10 protein-coding genes are annotated in these 15,562 nt (G+C 68.7%); 8 read left to right on the top strand and 2 right to left on the bottom strand.

The window, feature by feature from the left end:
- Window positions 1-81: 81 nt before the first annotated feature.
- A complete protein-coding gene (locus MBR110_RS32010; RefSeq protein ID WP_164715973.1) occupies window positions 82-318 on the top strand; it encodes a hypothetical protein in 237 nt (78 codons plus the stop codon).
- 175 nt (window positions 319-493) lie between these two features.
- Here MBR110_RS32010 and MBR110_RS01700 read toward each other — a convergent pair whose 3' ends face one another.
- Window positions 494-1,291, bottom strand: coding sequence for a transporter substrate-binding domain-containing protein (locus tag MBR110_RS01700; protein WP_045578637.1), 798 nt, complete (start codon window positions 1,289-1,291; stop codon window positions 494-496).
- Between the two features lie 146 nt (window positions 1,292-1,437).
- Here MBR110_RS01700 and hemE point away from each other — a divergent pair, with 146 nt between their 5' ends.
- The 4 genes from hemE to MBR110_RS01680 all read left to right on the top strand — a co-directional run bounded on the left by hemE (window position 1,438) and on the right by MBR110_RS01680 (window position 10,737).
- Window positions 1,438-2,532 (top strand): uroporphyrinogen decarboxylase, encoded by a 1,095-nt coding sequence (hemE, locus tag MBR110_RS01695; protein ID WP_014722178.1) that lies wholly within the window; start codon window positions 1,438-1,440, stop codon window positions 2,530-2,532.
- 445 nt (window positions 2,533-2,977) lie between these two features.
- On the top strand, window positions 2,978-5,230 hold the full coding sequence (locus tag MBR110_RS01690) for a primosomal protein N' (RefSeq protein ID WP_181709142.1): 2,253 nt from the start codon (window positions 2,978-2,980) through the stop codon (window positions 5,228-5,230).
- 353 nt (window positions 5,231-5,583) lie between these two features.
- Window positions 5,584-9,513: a trifunctional transcriptional regulator/proline dehydrogenase/L-glutamate gamma-semialdehyde dehydrogenase gene (gene putA / locus MBR110_RS01685; protein WP_181709141.1), complete on the top strand. Its 3,930-nt coding sequence runs from the start codon at window positions 5,584-5,586 to the stop codon at window positions 9,511-9,513.
- 84 nt (window positions 9,514-9,597) lie between these two features.
- Window positions 9,598-10,737, top strand: a complete 1,140-nt coding sequence (locus MBR110_RS01680) for a branched-chain amino acid ABC transporter substrate-binding protein (protein ID WP_011882824.1) — start codon at window positions 9,598-9,600, stop codon at window positions 10,735-10,737.
- 120 nt (window positions 10,738-10,857) lie between these two features.
- On the opposite strand, the gene MBR110_RS01675 is transcribed toward MBR110_RS01680, so the two are convergent.
- Complete coding sequence (locus MBR110_RS01675; protein ID WP_011882825.1) at window positions 10,858-12,510, bottom strand: acyl-CoA dehydrogenase family protein; 1,653 nt, start codon at window positions 12,508-12,510, stop codon at window positions 10,858-10,860.
- Window positions 12,511-12,598: 88 nt separating this feature from the next.
- On the opposite strand from MBR110_RS01675, the gene MBR110_RS01670 reads away from it, so the two are divergent.
- From MBR110_RS01670 to MBR110_RS01660, 3 genes are all read left to right on the top strand, one after another.
- Window positions 12,599-13,267: a TetR/AcrR family transcriptional regulator gene (locus tag MBR110_RS01670; protein ID WP_059568056.1), complete on the top strand. Its 669-nt coding sequence runs from the start codon at window positions 12,599-12,601 to the stop codon at window positions 13,265-13,267.
- A gap of 227 nt (window positions 13,268-13,494) precedes the next feature.
- On the top strand, window positions 13,495-14,649 hold the full coding sequence (locus MBR110_RS01665) for a pyridoxal phosphate-dependent aminotransferase (protein ID WP_014722182.1): 1,155 nt from the start codon (window positions 13,495-13,497) through the stop codon (window positions 14,647-14,649).
- Window positions 14,650-14,764: 115 nt separating this feature from the next.
- Window positions 14,765-15,553 (top strand): ABC transporter substrate-binding protein, encoded by a 789-nt coding sequence (locus MBR110_RS01660; protein WP_011882828.1) that lies wholly within the window; start codon window positions 14,765-14,767, stop codon window positions 15,551-15,553.
- Window positions 15,554-15,562: the final 9 nt, after the last annotated feature.

Genomic DNA, 15,562 nt, shown 5'->3' with positions numbered 1-15,562 from the left:
AGGAGACCAAAGTTGAAACCGGATCCGGCGGGGGGCCGGAAACGACTCCAACAGGGATGCCCCTGGGAAGGGCTTCGGTACGTGACCGACTGGGCTCGCAGCGCTTCGCGTCCGCTCACACTTGGCACACGAGACCGCATCCGTGTTGAAACCGTTGAGGCCATTGTGGGCGAATTGACGGCCCATCGCGGTAACAAAGTGTTTCAGGTTGTAACGCCCGTCGGACAAGGCTTTCCGGGATTTTTTGCTGTTTTCGGCGTCCTGAAAAAGGTCATATTTACTTATCTTTTCCGCCGAGTTTTCATCGCGTGCGCGTAATGCGATTTTCGCGCGGTTCAGTGTCGTCGAATTGCGGATTTGCACGGCGAAACGCGCATTGCGCGGCGGACGCCGCGCCCGCCGATTCAATCGTCAGAAAGATTTTGAAACGGGTTCGGCGTGCGCGACGGGCGGCCGGATACATGTTCGACGCCCGCCGCCGCCGGCCATCACATCATTTCAGCCACTTGTCGGAGATCGTCTGGTACGCGCCGCTCGCCAGCGCGAGATGCAGCCACTGGTCGACGTACTGCTGAAACACGACGTCGCCGCGCGGCACCATGTAGGCCTTTTCGCCGAACTGGAACGGCTTGTCCGGATGCACCGAGCACAGGCCCGGATTCAGCTTTTGCTGCAGCAGCGTCTCGGACGCATCGGTCACCATCACGTCGGCCTTGCCGGCGAGGATCTGCTTGAAGATCGTCACGTTGTCCGGATAAACGCTCAGGTTCGCGTGCGTGAAGAACTGCTTCGCGAAGCGCTCGTTGGTGCCGCCCGGGTTCACGATCACGCGGGTCTCGGGCCGGTCGATCTGCGCGATGGTCTGGTATTTGTCGGCGTCGGCGCAGCGCACGATCGGCGTCTTGCCGTCGACCACGTACGGTTGCGTGAAGAACACGCGCTTCTGACGCTCGAGCGTCGTCGACACGCCGCCCACGGCGATATCGCATTTCGCGACGAAGTCGTTGGTGAGGCTCGACCAGCTCGTCTTCACGAACTCGGCCTTCACGCCGAGCGAAGTCGCGAGCGATTCGGCCATGTCGATGTCGATGCCCTCGAAGCGCCCGTCGCCCCGATAGTACGAATACGGTTTGTAGTCGCCGGTCGTGCAGACGCGCAGCGTGCCGCGTGCGAGCACGTCGTCGAGCCGCGAGCCTGCGGCGGCAGTGGCCGCAGCGGCCTGCGCATGCGCGGCGCCGCAGCAGAACAGCGTCGCGGCGCCGAGCGCGGCGAGTGTGGCGAATCGTTTCATCGGTCTCCTCCTTTGTTCGGTGATATCAGCGTTCGATCATAACGGAGCCGTCGCGCGCGTCATATGGCCGCCATCGCATCGGCATGACGGCCGCGCGGCCGCGCTCCGGTAAAATGCCGGTTTGCTCTCGCATCGTCGCTCCTACCGTGGCCTATACCCTGCTCAACGACACCTTCCTGCGTGCGCTTCTGCGCGAGCCGACCGACTACACGCCGATCTGGCTGATGCGCCAGGCCGGCCGCTATCTGCCCGAATACAACGCGACGCGCGCCCGCGCCGGCAGTTTCCTCGGCCTCGCGAAGAATCCCGACTACGCGACCGAAGTGACGTTGCAGCCGCTCGATCGTTTCCCGCTCGATGCGGCGATCCTGTTCTCCGACATCCTGACGATTCCCGATGCCATGGGGCTCGGCCTCGACTTCCAGGCCGGCGAAGGGCCGAAGTTCGCGCATCCGGTGCGCACCGAGGCCGACGTCGCGAAGCTCGCGGTGCCGGACATCGACGAAACGCTCGGCTATGTCACGGGCGCGGTGCGCGAGATCCGTCGCGCGCTGACCGACGGTCAGGGCCGGCAGCGCGTGCCGCTGATCGGCTTCTCGGGCAGCCCGTGGACGCTCGCGTGCTACATGGTCGAAGGCGGCGGATCGGACGATTTCCGCACGGTGAAGTCGATGGCGTATTCGCGCCCCGACCTGATGCACCGGATCCTCGACGTGAACGCGCAGGCCGTGGCCGCGTACCTGAACGCGCAGATCGAAGCCGGCGCGCAGGCCGTGATGATCTTCGACACCTGGGGCGGCGCGCTGGCCGACGGCGCATACCAGCGCTTCTCGCTGGATTACATCCGCCGCGTGGTCGCGCAGCTCAAGCGCGAACACGACGGCGAACGCGTGCCGGTGATCACGTTCACGAAGGGCGGCGGGCTGTGGCTCGAGGAAATCGCGGCGACCGGCGTCGACGCGGTCGGGCTCGACTGGACGGTGAATCTCGGCGCCGCGCGCGAGCGCGTGGCGGGGCGCGTGGCGTTGCAGGGCAACCTCGACCCGACGATCCTGTTCGCGCCGCCTGCTGCAGTGCGGGAACAGGCGCGCGCGGTACTCGACAGCTACGGCAATCACCCGGGCCATGTGTTCAACCTCGGCCACGGCATTTCGCAGTTCACGTCGCCCGACCACGTCGCCGAACTCGTCGACGAGGTGCATGGCTACAGCCGTAAGCTGCGTAGCGGAGCCGCGGGCTGAACGCAAGCGCCGGCATGCTGCGCCGCGGAATTGCAGCGTTTCGCGGCCGGCGCTAAACAGGGCGCAACCCCGCCCCGGATGCCGATTCATCGCTTGTCAAGACTTGACTTATACACATTTTCCACGTTGCAGCGCGGTAGAGGCCTGTATCGGTCGAATTGTCTCGCTATGGTTGGGGAATTTGAATAGCAGCCTTATGGAATAAGGCTCCGCGGGGCGCGGCGCAGCGCGGCCGAAATCGGCGGAAAGCGCCGCCGCACGCCCTTCTCGGCTATTCAGCGCCGAGTTCTCAACAAAGTTATCCACAGGCTGGTCAGGGTATACGGCGATTCCTAATGCGAATCCAAAACTTAGCGCCGAATGTGAAGTTTTACTTTAAGTCCGCCACCGCCCCCGGCGTGCTGCACCGCGTCGGCGCTGCGTCCATCGCTGCGGGAGTGCGGTGATGGACGGCGCCTATCTGCGGGTCGCGCTCGACCATCCGCTGGCCACGCTGTTCGACTATCGTTGCGACGTGCAGCCGGTGCCGGGGCCGGGCACGCTGGTCCAGGTGCCGTTCGGCAAGCGGCAGGCCGTCGGCCTCGTGTGCGAAGTGACGACTCACACGGATGTGCCGCCCTCCCGCTTGCGCGCGATCGATGCGGTCTGTACCGAGCTTCCGCCGCTCGGATCGGACTGGCTGGCTTTGGTCGCATTCGCGGCCGACTACTATCAGCGCGGGCGCGGCGAAGTCGCGCTGCCCGCGTTGCCGCAGGCGCTGCGCGACGCGCAGCGCTGGGGCCGGCTGCTGGCGCCGGAGCTGCGCTATCGGCTGACCGACGCCGGCCGCGCGGCGCTTCCCGATGCGCTGCCCGCACGAGGCGCCGCGCTGCGGCGGCTCGCCCAGGCACTCGCGGACGCCGCTTCGCTGACGCTGCCCGATGCGCGCGCGATGCACCCGAAGGCCGCCGCGACGCTCGACGACTGGGCGGCGCGGGGCTGGGTGGCCGTCGACGAAATCGGCTGGGGCGATGCGCCTGTGCCCAAAGCTGTGGATAACCTGTCGACAAGCAGTGGAAGATCTGTGCCGCCGGCGCTGACCGACCAGCAGGCCGAGGCGCTCGACGCGATCCGCGCGGCACAGGGCTTCGCGCCGTTCCTGCTGCACGGCGTGACCGGCAGCGGCAAGACCGAGGTCTATCTGCACGCGCTGGCCGCGTTGCTCGACGCGCGGCCGGACGCGCAGGCGCTCGTGCTGGTGCCCGAAATCAACCTGACGCCGCAGTTCGAGGCCGCGTTTCGCGCGCGCTTCGCGGGCACGCTCGCCGACGACGCGATCGTCACGCTGCACAGCGGGCTCGCCGAAGGCGAACGCGCGCGCAACTGGCTCGCCGCACATACCGGGCGCGCGCGCATCGTGCTCGGCACGCGGCTGGCGGTGCTCGCGTCGTTGCCGATGCTCGCCTTGATCGTCGTCGACGAAGAACACGAGCCCGCGTATAAGCAGCAGGAAGGCCTGCGCTATTCGGCGCGCGATCTGGCCGTATGGCGTGCGAAACATCTCGGCATTCCGGTCGTGCTCGGCTCGGCGACGCCGTCGCTCGAGAGCTGGTGGCAGGCCGAGCAGGGCCGCTACACGCGGCTCACGCTGTCGCGCCGCGCGGTGGCCGATGCGACGCTGCCGACCGTGCGCCTGATCGATCTCGAAGAGGAGCGGCGGCGCGGGCGCGCGTCGATGGGCGGACTCTCCGGGCCGCTCGTCGCGGCGCTGAAGGCGCGCCTCGAACGCGGCGAACAGAGCCTCGTGTTCCTGAACCGGCGCGGCTACGCGCCGCAACTCGCGTGTGACGCATGCGGCTGGGTCGCCGGCTGCCCGCGCTGCAGCGCCTACGTCGTGCTGCACAAGCCCGAGCATGCGCTGCGCTGCCATCACTGCGGCTGGGAAGCGCGCATTCCGCGCTCGTGTCCGGAATGCGGAAACGTCGACATCGCACCGCTCGGCCGCGGCACCCAGCGCATCGAGGAGGCGCTCGCCGAGGCCGTGCCGGGCGCGCGCGTGCTGCGCATCGACGCGGACAGCACGCGCCGCAAGGGCAGCGCGCAGGCGCTGTTCTCCAACGTGCATGCGGGCGAGGTGGACATCCTGGTCGGCACGCAGATGATCGCGAAGGGGCACGACTTCCAGCGCGTCTCGCTCGTCGGCGTGCTGAATGCCGACACCGCGCTGTTCTCGCACGATTTCCGCGCGAGCGAGCGGCTGTTCGCGCAACTGATGCAGGTGAGCGGCCGCGCGGGCCGCGCCGGGCTGCCCGGCGAGGTGCTCGTGCAGACGCGCTATCCGCGTCACGCGCTGTATCACGCGCTCGGCCGGCACGATTACGTCGGCTTCGCCAATTCGACGCTCGGCGAGCGGCGCGACGCGCACCTGCCGCCGTTCGTCTACCAGGCGCTGTTGCGCGCCGAAGGGCGCACGCTCGACGCGGCGCTCGGGTTCCTGCTGCAGGCGGCCGCCGCGCTGCCGGGCGCCGAGCGCGTGACCGTCTACGACGCCGTGCCGATGACGATCGTGAAGGTCGCGAACGTCCACCGCGCCCAGCTGCTGCTCGAGAGCGCGTCGCGCTCGGCGCTGCAGCATGCGCTGCGCGCATGGCAGCCGCAGCTGCGCGCGTTGAAGGGCGTGCTGCGGTGGAGCATCGAGGTCGATCCGCTCGACATCTGAGCGCGGCGCGGGCTGCCGCTTCACGCCGCCACGCTATGGCCCTTTCCCGCCTGCCGGCCCGCCGCGTGCGCGGCGCCGCGCGCGTCGACACCGTCAGTGCAACCCGCTTCGGCCACGCGCCGCGCGCCCCAAAAGCCGCCGCCGCCGGCCAAACGGCACGGATCAGGGAAAACACCGATCCGCCGACCACGGGCAACTCCTAGGTTGCAACCGCCTAAGTGGCTGATTATATTGACTATCCAATGGGTGCAACCGGCCGTGTAATTCGGTTGCACCTTTTTATTGCGTGCCGTAGGATTTCGCGCATCCTCTCACACCACATGGCCGGACCCGCGCCGGCGCACGAACCCACCATGGCAAGCACGACTCTCGGCGTCAAAGTCGACGACCTTCTCCGCTCGCGCCTGAAAGACGCGGCGACGCGTCTCGAGCGCACTCCCCACTGGCTGATCAAGCAGGCGATCTTCGCGTATCTCGAGCGCATCGAGCACGGTCAGTTGCCGCCCGAGCTGTCGGGCAGCAGCGGCGTGACCGAGCTCGCCGACGGCCACGCGGCGGAAGACGACGACAACTCGCCGCATCCGTTCCTCGAGTTCGCGCAGAACGTGCAGCCGCAATCGGTGCTGCGCGCGGCGATCACCGCCGCGTATCGCCGCCCCGAGCCGGAATGCGTGCCGTTCCTGCTGGGCCAGGCGCGCCTGCCGGCGAACCTGCAGGCGGACGTGCAGACGCTCGCGACGCACCTCGTCGAGACGCTGCGCGAGAAGAGCTCGGGCGGCGGCGTCGAAGGGCTGATCCACGAGTTTTCGCTGTCGAGCCAGGAAGGCGTCGCGCTGATGTGCCTCGCCGAAGCGCTGCTGCGCATCCCCGACCGCGCGACGCGCGATGCGCTGATCCGCGACAAGATCAGCAAGGGCGACTGGCGCTCGCACGTCGGCCACGCGCCGTCGCTGTTCGTGAACGCGGCGACCTGGGGCCTGATGATCACCGGCAAGCTGGTGACGACCAACAGCGAAGCGGGGCTGTCGTCGGCGCTCACGCGCCTGATCGGGCGCGGCGGCGAGCCGCTGATCCGCAAGGGCGTCGACATGGCGATGCGCCTGATGGGCGAGCAGTTCGTCACCGGCGAGACGATTTCGGAAGCGCTGGCGAACAGCCGCAAGTACGAAGCGCGCGGCTTCCGCTACTCGTACGACATGCTCGGCGAAGCGGCGACCACCGAAGAGGACGCGCTGCGCTACTACGCGTCGTACGAGCAGGCGATCCACGCGATCGGCAAGGCCGCGGGCGGCCGCGGCATCTACGAGGGCCCGGGCATCTCGATCAAGTTGTCGGCGCTGCACGCGCGCTACTCGCGCTCGCAGCAGGACCGCACGATGAGCGAGCTGCTGCCGCGCGTGCGTGCGCTCGCGCTGCTCGCGCGCCGCTACGACATCGGCCTGAACATCGACGCGGAAGAAGCCGACCGGCTCGAGCTGTCGCTCGACCTGCTCGAGGCGCTGTGTTTCGATCCGGATCTCGCCGGCTGGAACGGCATCGGTTTCGTCGTGCAGGGCTATCAGAAGCGTTGCCCGTTCGTGATCGACTACCTGATCGATCTCGCGCGCCGCAGCCGTCACCGCCTGATGATCCGCCTCGTGAAGGGCGCGTACTGGGACAGCGAAATCAAGCGCGCGCAGGTCGACGGCCTCGAAGGCTATCCGGTCTATACGCGCAAGATCTACACCGACGTGTCGTACCTCGCGTGCGCGAAGAAGCTGCTCGCGGCGCCCGACGCCGTGTACCCGCAGTTCGCGACGCACAACGCGTACACGCTCGCCGCGATCTATCACCTGGCCGGCCAGAACTACTACCCGGGCCAGTACGAATTCCAGTGCCTGCACGGGATGGGCGAGCCGCTGTACGAGGAAGTCACCGGCCGCGACAAGCTGAACCGCCCGTGCCGCGTCTACGCGCCGGTCGGCACGCACGAAACGCTGCTCGCGTACCTCGTGCGCCGCCTGCTGGAGAACGGCGCGAACACGTCGTTCGTGAACCGCATCGCCGACAAGACGGTATCGGTGAAGGAGCTGGTCGCCGACCCGGTCGACGAGGCGTCGAAGGTCGTGCCGCTCGGCGCGCCGCACGCGAAGATCCCGCTGCCGCGCAACCTGTACGGCGACGAGCGCGCCAACTCGATGGGCCTCGACCTGTCGAACGAGCACCGTCTCGCGTCGCTGTCGTCGGCGCTGCTCGCGAGCGCGCATCATCCGTGGCGCGCGGCGCCGATGCTGGCCGACGACGCGCTCGCCGACGCCCCGGCGCGCGACGTGCGCAACCCGGCCGACCAGCGCGACGTGGTCGGCGCGGTCAGCGAAGCGACGTCCGAGCACGTGAGCGCGGCGCTCGCCCACGCGGTCGCGGCCGCGCCGATCTGGCAGGCGACGCCGGTCGATGCGCGCGCCGACTGCCTGGTGCGCGCAGCCGATCTGCTCGAAGCGCAGATGCACACGCTGATGGGCCTGATCGTGCGCGAAGCCGGCAAGTCGCTGCCGAACGCGATCGCCGAAATCCGCGAAGCCGTCGACTTCCTGCGCTACTACGCGGCGCAGATCCGCGGCGAGTTCTCGAACGACACGCACCGTCCGCTCGGCCCGGTGGTCTGCATCAGCCCGTGGAACTTCCCGCTCGCGATCTTCATGGGGCAGGTGGCCGCCGCGCTCGCGGCCGGCAACACGGTGCTCGCCAAGCCGGCCGAACAGACGCCGCTGATCGCCGCGCAGGCCGTGCGCCTGCTGCGCGAGGCCGGCGTGCCGGCCGGCGCGGTGCAGCTGCTGCCGGGCACCGGCGAAACCGTCGGCGCGGCGCTGGTCGCCGATCCGCGCACGCGTGCGGTGATGTTCACCGGCTCGACCGAAGTCGCGCGCCTGATCAACAAGACGCTGTCCGCGCGGCTCGACCCGGACGGCAAGCCGATTCCGCTGATCGCCGAAACGGGCGGCCAGAACGCGATGATCGTCGACTCGTCGGCGCTCGCGGAGCAGGTCGTCGCGGACGTGATGCAATCGTCGTTCGACTCGGCCGGTCAACGCTGCTCGGCGCTGCGCGTTCTGTGTCTGCAGGACGATGTCGCCGACCGTACGCTGACGATGCTCAAGGGCGCGATGCACGAGCTGGCGCTCGGCAACCCGGACCGTCTGTCGACCGACGTCGGCCCGGTGATCGACGCCGAAGCGAAGCAGACGATCGACACGCACGTCGCCGCGATGAAGGACAAGGGCCACGCGGTCACGCAGCTGCCGATGCCCGACGCCTGCGCGCACGGCACCTTCGTGCCGCCGACGCTGATCGAGATCGGCAGCATCGACGAGTTGAAGCGCGAGGTGTTCGGCCCCGTGCTGCACGTGGTGCGTTACCGCCGCAGCCAGCTCGACAAGCTGCTCGAGCAGATCCGCGCGACCGGTTACGGGCTCACGCTCGGCATCCACACGCGGATCGACGAGACGATCGCGCACGTGATCGCCAATGCGCACGTCGGCAACATCTACGTGAACCGCAACGTGATCGGCGCGGTGGTCGGCGTGCAGCCGTTCGGCGGCGAAGGGCTGTCGGGCACGGGCCCGAAGGCCGGCGGCGCGCTGTACCTGCAGCGTCTGCTCGCGACGCGTCCGTCGGGCTTGCCGAAGGCGCTCGCGCAGACGCTGATCGCCGACGGCGTGGCCGAAGGCGAGCAGCGCGGCAATCCGGCGGCGGCGCTCACCGCGCTGCGCGACTGGCTGATCGAGCAGCGCGAGCCGGCGCTGGCGGCGCGCTGCGACGGCTATCTGTCCCAGGTGCCGGCCGGTGCGACGGCCGTGCTGACCGGGCCGACGGGCGAGCGAAACACGTATACACTCGGCCCGCGCGGCACGGTGCTGTGTGTCGCGGCCACGCCGAGCGGCGCGCGCGCGCAGTTCGCGGCGGTGCTGGCGACGGGCAACCGGGCGCTGTTCGTCGGCTCGGCGGGCGAGGCGCTGGTCGCCGCGCTGCCGGCCGCGCTGAAGGGCCATGCGGCCGTGCGCAAGCAGGCCGACGCGCCGTTCGACGCCGTGCTGTTCGAAGGCGACAGCGACGAGCTGCAGACGCTCGTGAAGGACGTCGCGCAGCGCCCGGGTCCGATCGTGTCGGTGCAGGGCGTGTCGGCGGGCGCGTTCGAGAACGGCGACGCGGAAGACTACGCGCTCGAGCGGCTGCTGACCGAGCGCTCGGTCAGCGTGAACACGGCCGCGGCGGGCGGCAATGCGAATTTGATGACGATCGGCTGACGATCCTTGCCGTTCGGATCAAACAAAGGGAGTGGCAAGGCGATCCCGAAGCCGCTCCATTTACCCTGGTACCAAGGAGATGCTATGCAACACACGATGAAAAAGCTGGCAGGCGCGACGTTCGTCGCCGTCATGTCGCTTGCGGGGACGGCCCATGCGGACGACGTGAAGATCGGTTACGCAGGGCCGATGACGGGCGCCCAGGCTCACTACGGCAAGGATATGCAGAACGGGATCGTGCTCGCGCTGGAAGACTTCAACGCGACGAACCCGAAGATCGGCGGCAAGCCGGTGAAGTTCGTGCTCGAGACGCAGGACGATCAGGCTGACCCGCGCACCGGCACGACGGTCGCGCAGAAGCTGGTCGACGACGGCATCAAGGGCATGCTCGGCCACTTCAACTCGGGCACGACGATTCCGGCATCGCGCATCTACGCGAACGCCGGCATTCCGGAAATCGCGATGGCGACGGCGCCGGAATACACGCAGCAGGGTTACAAGACGACCTTCCGCATGATGACGTCCGACACGCAGCAGGGCTCGGTGGCGGGCACCTTCGCGGCGAAGGATCTCGGCTTGAAGAAGATCGCGATCGTCGACGACCGCACGGCTTACGGCCAGGGTCTTGCCGACCAGTTCGAGAAGGCTGCAAAGGCGGCCGGCGCGACGATCGTCGATCGTGAATTCACGAACGACAAGGCCGTCGACTTCAAGGCGATCCTGACCAAGCTGAAGGCGGCGAAGCCGGATCTCGTCTACTACGGCGGCGCGGACTCGCAGGCAGCGCCGATGGTCAAGCAGATGAAGACGCTCGGCTTCACCGCACCGCTGATGAGCGGCGAAATGGTGAAGACGCCGACGTTCCTGAAGATCGCGGGCAACGCGGCCGATGGCACGATCGCATCGCTGGCCGGCCTGCCGCTCGACGAAATGCCCGGCGGCAAGTCGTACGCGGAGAAGTACAAGAAGCGTTTCGGCGAAGACGTCCAGACCTACTCGCCGTATGCCTACGACGGCGCGATGGCGATGCTGAACGCGATGAAGAAGGCCGATTCGACCGATCCGGCGAAGTATCTGCCGGTCCTCGCGAAGACCGACATGGCCGGCGTGACGTCGACGCACGTCGCGTACGACGCGAAGGGCGACCTGAAGAACGGCGGCATCACGATGTACAAGGTCGAGAAGGGCGAGTGGAAGCCGCTGAAGAGCATCGGCGGCAAGTAAGCACGATGCGGATCGCGGGCGGCGCCGAACGGCGTCGCGTCGCGCATCCTGCGGGAAAGCCGTCGGGCCTTCGGGCCCGGCGGCTTTTTTGTTGGCGGATTGGCGGGTACTGCGGCGACGTCAGGCGGGGTACGTACGCTCCAGCAACGCCGCGACATCCATCGCACGCGGATCGAAGCCGCCCGCGACGCGTCCCCAGTCCGGCGCCGCGAGCCGCGTCGCGATGAACGCATCGGCGACCGCCGCCGGCGCATCGCGTGTGAGCAGGCAGGCCTGCGCCACCAGCGCGAGCCGCTGCGCGAACAGGCGCGCCGAGGCTTCGAGCGCGTCGGCCGGCGCCGCCAGCATCGCGCGCAGCACGTCGAGCGCCGCGCGGATGCGCGGCTCGCCCGCGCCCAGCTCCGTCAGTTCGGCGAGCAGCGCGGCCGCCGCGTCGGGCTCGCGCGACACGGCGCGCAACACGTCGAGGCACATCACGTTGCCCGAGCCTTCCCAGATCGAATTCACCGGCGCTTCACGGAACAGCCGCGCAATCGGCCCGTCGTCGACGTAGCCGTTGCCGCCGAACACTTCCATCACCTCGCCGGTCAGCTCGACCGCGCGCTTGCAGACCCAGAACTTCGCGGCCGGCGTGACGATCCGCTTCCATGCGCGCTCGCGCGGCGAGTCGTCGAGCTCGAATGCGTCGGCGATGCGCATCGCCAGCACCAGCGCCGCCTCGCTCTCGAGCGCGAGATCGGCGAGCACCGTGCGCATCAGCGGCTGCTCGGCGAGCGCGCGCCCGAACGCGTGGCGCTGGCGCGTGTACGCGATCGCCTGCACGACCCCCTGGCGCAGCATCGCCGCGCTGCCGAGCACGCAGTTCAGCCGCGTGTAGGTCGCCATCTCGATGATGGTCGGAATGCCGCGCCCCTCGTCGCCGAGCATGATGCCCCACGCGTCGTTCAGCTCGATCTCGCTGCTCGAGTTGCTGCGGTTGCCGACCTTGTTCTTCAGCCGCTGGATCTCGACCGCGTTCTTCGTGCCGTCGGGCCGCCAGCGCGGCACGTAGAAGCACGACGGGCCGCCCGCTTCGGTGCGCGCGACGACGAGATGCGCGTCGCACATCGGCGCGGAGAAGAACCACTTGTGCCCGCGCAGCCGGTATTCGCCGCCGCGCCCACCGGCGCCGCTGGCGGTCGCGAGCGTCGTGTTGGCGCGCACGTCGGAGCCGCCCTGTTTCTCCGTCATGCCCATCCCGAACCAGATCGAGCGCTTGCCGGCGAGCGGCACGTCGCGCGGATCGTAGTCGTCGCTGTACAGCTTGTCGCGCAGCAGCGCCCACAGCGCGGGCTCCTTCTGCAGCAGCGGAATCGCGGCCTGCGTCATCGTCGCCGGGCACAGCGTGCCGGCCTCGATCTGGCCGTGCAGGTAGAAGCCCGCCGCGGTCGCCGCCCAGCGGCCGCGGCGTGTGTCGCGGAACGCGAGCGACACCAGGCCTTCGTTGCGGTACATGCCGAGCAGCGTGTGCCAGGCCGGGTGGAACTCGACACGGTCGATGCGGCGCCCGCGCCGGTCGAACGCGTTCAGCTCGGGCGTGTGGCGGTTCGCTTCGTCGGCGAGGCGCGCCGTGTCGGCGCTGCCGAGTCGCGCGCCGTATGCGTCGAGCTGCGGCGCGGCCCAGCCGGCGCCCGCGCGGGCGAGCGCGTCGCGCAGCGCGGCGTCGGTGGCGAACAGGTTATAGTCGACCAGTTCGTCGAACTGGTTCGTGACGGCATGGGTCGCTTCGGTCATCGGGCTGTCTCCGGTGTCGTGCTTCGCGGCCGCTCGTGTGCCGGTTTCCCGTCAACCGCGTGTTCCGCTGAATTTCAGAGTAGCAAATATGCCGCCGCGACATGTTCAGGTTCCGGCGCCGCCCGGTCAGCCGGGCGCGCAACCCGCGCCCGCGTTGCGCCGCCGGCCGCGCCAGTCGCGCGCTCAGGCCACGTCCGATGCGTTGCAGCAGGCGTTCGTTCAGCTTTTGCTCGAACGCGGGCACGCGAACGTGACGATCCGCGAGATCGCGGCGGTCGCCGGCGTGAGCGTCGGCACCTTCTACGAATACTTCGGCGACAAGCAGAGCCTCGCCGCGCTGTGCATCCACCGGCGCGTGCTGGCGCTCGCCGAGCGGCTGCGTGCGGCCGCGCACGGGCTGCGCGGCATGCCGCGCGCCGAGGTCGCGGCCGCGCTCGTCGATCTGCAGGTGGAAGTGATCGCCGCCGATGCGGCGCTGTGGGGCGTGCTGTTCGTGCTGGAGCGTCAGGTGTCGCCGCTTGCCGCGTACCGCCGTCATTACGCGGCCTATGTCGCGTTGTGGCGCGACGCGCTCGCGCAGGCCGGCGACCCGCCGCCGGCCGCGCGGCTTGAGGCGTGCGCGCGGATGGCGCACGCGCTCTGCTACGGCGGCGTGTCCCAGGCGCTGCTGACGCTCGGGCCGGCGCTCGACTTCGCCGCGCTGCGCCGCGAGCTGCACGCCGCGCTGGGCGGCTATCTGGCGGCGCTGCACGACTGACACGCGCCGCGGCCGCGCGGCTTCTCCGCACGACGATGCCTGATACGCATGCGTGAACGGCATCTGCCCGCGCGATGCCGGGCCACGCGTATCGAATGCCATGAGCAAAATGCATGGCCGTCATGACGAACTTTCGATTGTGCGTCGATATTGGCTCGGGCTAAATCGCCCGACACCGGCATCGCCGCGCACCGCGCCGGCATGCCCGGCGGACATCAGGAGGAGTCATGCGAAGCGCCATCACGCACCGTTCGAAACTGCCGGACGTCGGCACGACGATCTTCACGGTGATCGGCCAGCTTGCCGCGCAGCACGATGCGCTGAACCTTTCGCAAGGCGCGCCGAATTTCGCGCCAGATCCCGCGTTGATCGACGGCGTCGCGCGCGCGATGCGCGACGGGCACAACCAGTACGCGCCGATGGCCGGCGTCGTGTCGCTGCGCGAGCGGCTCGCGGAAAAGACCGAGGCGCTGTACGGCGCGCGTTACGATCCGGGCACCGAGATCACCGTGATCGCGAGCGCGAGCGAGGGCTTGTACGCGGCGATCAGCGCGCTCGTGCATCCGGGCGACGAGGTCATCTATTTCGAGCCGGCGTTCGACAGCTATGCGCCGATCGTGCGGATGCAGCACGCGACGCCGGTGGCGATCAAGCTGTCGCCCGAGCATTTCCGCGTCGACTGGGACGAAGTGGCCGCGGCGATCACGCCGCGCACGCGGATGATCGTCGTCAACACGCCGCACAACCCGACCGCGACGGTGTTCCGCGCCGACGATCTCGAACGCCTCGCGCAGCTCACGCGCAATACCGACATCGTGGTGCTGTCCGACGAGGTCTACGAGCACGTCGTGTTCGACGGCGCTCAGCACCAGAGCGTCGCGCGGCATCGCGAGCTGGCCGAGCGCAGCGTGATCGTGTCGTCGTTCGGCAAGTCGTTCCACGTGACGGGCTGGCGCGTCGGTTATTGCGTCGCGCCGGCCGCGCTGATGGACGAGATCCGCAAGGTCCACCAGTTCATGACGTTCTCGGCCGACACGCCGATGCAGGTCGCGTTCGCGCAGATGCTCGCGCGGCCGGAAAGCTATCTGGGCCTGTCGGCGTTCTATCAGGCCAAGCGCGACCTGCTCGCGCGCGAGCTGGCCGGCTCGCGCCTGCAGCTGCTGCCGAGCGAGGGCTCGTTCTTCATGCTCGCGCGCTTCCGGCACCTGTCGGACGAACGCGACAGCGACTTCGTGCTGCGCGTGATCCGCGATGTGCGCGTCGCGACGATTCCGTTGTCGGCGTTCTATGCGGACGGCACCGATACGGGCGTGATCCGCCTCAGTTTCTCGAAGGACGACGCGACGCTGATCGAGGGCGCGCGGCGATTGCGTTCGCTGTAACGCGCGGGCGCGGCCCGCATCCCAAGCACGCGACGGGCACGTCGCACGGAAAGCCACCGACGGACCCGGCGCACGTGCCGCTGCACGGCGCCGCCCGACCAGCCAGGAGATCACGATGAAGCATGTCCCCATCCTCAAGTTCGCGTTCGCAATCGCATGTGCGCTCGGCGCGGGCGCCGCGCTCGCCGACGCACAGACGCTGCGCTTCGGCCTCGAGGCGCAGTACCCGCCGTTCGAATCGAAGGCGCCGAACGGCGACCTGCAGGGCTTCGACATCGACGTCGGCAACGCGGTGTGCGAGCGCGCGAAACTCACGTGCAAGTGGGTGGAGACATCGTTCGACGGGTTGATCCCGGCGCTGAAGGGACGCAAGTTCGACGCGATCAATTCGGCGATGAACGCGACCGAGCAACGGCGTCAGGCAATCGATTTCACGACGATCATCTATCGCGTGCCGACGCAGCTGATCGCGCGCACCGGCAGCGGCCTGCTGCCGACGCCCGACGCGCTGAAGGGCAAGCGTGTCGGCGTGCTGCAGGCGTCGATCCAGGAAACCTATGCGAAGGCGCACTGGGAACCGGCCGGCGTGTCGGTCGTCGCGTATCAGGACCAGAACCAGGCGTACGCGGATCTCGTCGCGGGCCGCCTCGACGCGACTCTGGTGCTCGCGCCGGCCGGCCAGCGCGGTTTCCTGTCGCGCCCGGACGGCAAGGGCTTCGCGTTCGTCGGCCAGCCGGTGCGCGACGACCGGATCCTCGGCAGCGGGATCGCGTTCGGCCTGCGCAAGGGCGACGACGCGCTGAAGACCAAGCTCGATGCGGCAATCGAGCATCTGAAGGCCGACGGCACCGTGAAGACGCTCGGCCGGAAGTACTTCGGCGACGTCGATATCTCCGCCAAGTAAGCGGTGCGG

Origin of the sequence: Burkholderia sp. MBR-1 (genome assembly GCF_013822785.1) — a bacterium.
GTDB lineage: Bacteria > Pseudomonadota > Gammaproteobacteria > Burkholderiales > Burkholderiaceae > Burkholderia > Burkholderia vietnamiensis.
This window is presented reverse-complemented; position numbering and strand designations above follow the sequence as displayed.

Excerpts from the sequence above, each read along its gene's own strand:
- MBR110_RS01700 (WP_045578637.1), bottom strand. The coding sequence starts at position 1,291 with ATGAAACGATTCGCCACACTCGCCGCGCTCGGCGCCGCGACGCTGTTC.
- MBR110_RS01690 (WP_181709142.1), top strand. The coding sequence starts at position 2,978 with ATGGACGGCGCCTATCTGCGGGTCGCGCTCGACCATCCGCTGGCCACG.
- putA (WP_181709141.1), top strand. The coding sequence starts at position 5,584 with ATGGCAAGCACGACTCTCGGCGTCAAAGTCGACGACCTTCTCCGCTCG.
- MBR110_RS01680 (WP_011882824.1), top strand. The coding sequence starts at position 9,598 with ATGCAACACACGATGAAAAAGCTGGCAGGCGCGACGTTCGTCGCCGTC.
- MBR110_RS01675 (WP_011882825.1), bottom strand. The coding sequence starts at position 12,510 with ATGACCGAAGCGACCCATGCCGTCACGAACCAGTTCGACGAACTGGTC.
- MBR110_RS01670 (WP_059568056.1), top strand. The coding sequence starts at position 12,599 with ATGCCGCCGCGACATGTTCAGGTTCCGGCGCCGCCCGGTCAGCCGGGC.
- MBR110_RS01665 (WP_014722182.1), top strand. The coding sequence starts at position 13,495 with ATGCGAAGCGCCATCACGCACCGTTCGAAACTGCCGGACGTCGGCACG.
- MBR110_RS01660 (WP_011882828.1), top strand. The coding sequence starts at position 14,765 with ATGAAGCATGTCCCCATCCTCAAGTTCGCGTTCGCAATCGCATGTGCG.